The sequence below is a fragment of the Cryobacterium sp. MLB-32 genome, from assembly GCF_000738085.1.
Lineage (GTDB): Bacteria > Actinomycetota > Actinomycetes > Actinomycetales > Microbacteriaceae > Cryobacterium.
This window is the reverse complement of the sequence record NZ_JPRS01000397.1, coordinates 1-1380: the sequence shown is the minus strand read 5'-3', so window position 1 is coordinate 1380 and position 1380 is coordinate 1. Positions and strand designations below refer to the sequence as shown.

Annotated in this window: 1 protein-coding gene; it reads right to left on the bottom strand. The window is 62.2% G+C overall.

The window, feature by feature from the left end; translation table 11 throughout:
- Nucleotides 1-417 precede the first annotated feature (417 nt).
- Nucleotides 418-1317: a substrate-binding domain-containing protein gene (locus JF66_RS18885; protein WP_051973764.1), complete on the bottom strand. Its 900-nt coding sequence runs from the start codon at nt 1315-1317 to the stop codon at nt 418-420.
- Nucleotides 1318-1380: the final 63 nt, after the last annotated feature.

The window sequence follows — 1380 nt, the reverse complement described above, 5'->3', positions numbered from 1 at the left end:
GAGCGGGAGAGCCGTAGTGCCCAGAATCTCGGGCGAAATAAGGGAGCTTGCGACCGCGTCCGTGAATCTGGGAACGAAGGCGCGGAGCGAGCTACGATGACCGGCCGGAAAGGTCAACAAATCCAGAAAGACAGGCCGCGAAGCGGCTCCACATATGAGTTCGCAGCGGCGCCAGCCGCTTCCACATTGCTTGCATGAGACAGCGCACGAGCTGCCAGCATGCGCCCGTTCCGTCAGGGCGAGTGTCGAGGTGCACAGGTCACGTGGAATAGTCTTTTTCGGCGGTCGGGCGGCGACGTCAGGGCTGTCGTGCGGTCGGGAGGCGCGCTCGAGATAACGGCTTTACTGGGTGGTGGGCGTCACGGGCGCATGGACGGGTAGACCTGCATGGTCGCTTAGGCGAAGGCGCGGGTGATCTTATGACCAGGGACGGGGTCGGATCTCGCCTGAACCTCGGAGGATGAGCGTTGTGGGCACATCGTAGATCTGGCCCGGTGACGTATCGCCTCTCATGCGGGCCAGGAGACGCTGCGCGGCCAGCTCACCGATGCGGTAGGGATCCTGCGCAATAACGGTGATCCCCGGGACCATCAGGTTGGCCCGGGAGACGTCGTCAAATCCCACCAGCGCTACCGTTCTCTCCCGGTTCCTGGCCCTCAGGGCGGTGAGAGATCCGATTGTAATCAGGTTTTGGCCCGTGAAGAGAGCCGTCGGCGGATTTTTCGAATCAAGCAGGTCGCGGGTGGCCTGAGCGGCGGATTCCTCATCGTGCAAGTCCATGAGAACAATGAAGTCTTCTCGGGCCGCCCCGAAATTATCGAGCTCCTCTAGGAAACCTCGCCGACGTTCGCGCGCAGTTCGGATATTCTCCCGGTCGCCGAGGAAGGCGATGCGTCGATGACCGCGGAGGAGCAGATGACGCGTCGCCTGAGCGGCGCCCGCCGCATTGTTACTGGCGACGACGTCCGCTTCAACATCGGTCGGTTCACGGTCGACGAAGACCACGGGCGTGCCGGTTAGATCATCCGAAAGCAGATAGGCCTGGCTGGCGGCTACGGGGGCAATAATGAGCCCGTCGACCCGGCGGGCCAGGAAACCCGCAACGATTTCCTCTTCCCGGGTCGGATCGACGTCGAGGCTCGCGGCGAAAACCGCGTAGCCCTCAGAGGCGACGGTGTCCTCGACTGCCCGGAGGATGGACGAGTGGAACGGGTTGTCAACACTTCCGACAAGGAGCCCCAGTGTGCGCGTTTGCTCCTGATTTTCACGCCCATCGACTGGTCTTCGGTCCCTGTCGAACTGTGACGGATCTATCATGATTCCAATCCTTGAACGTTGACGCGGCGCACCGCGGCTCAGTAGGAGTATGGCTCGAATCGT

Bases quoted from the DNA above. Each gene is read 5' to 3' on its own strand.
- JF66_RS18885 (WP_051973764.1), bottom strand. From the start codon at position 1,317: ATGATAGATCCGTCACAGTTCGACAGGGACCGAAGACCAGTCGATGGG.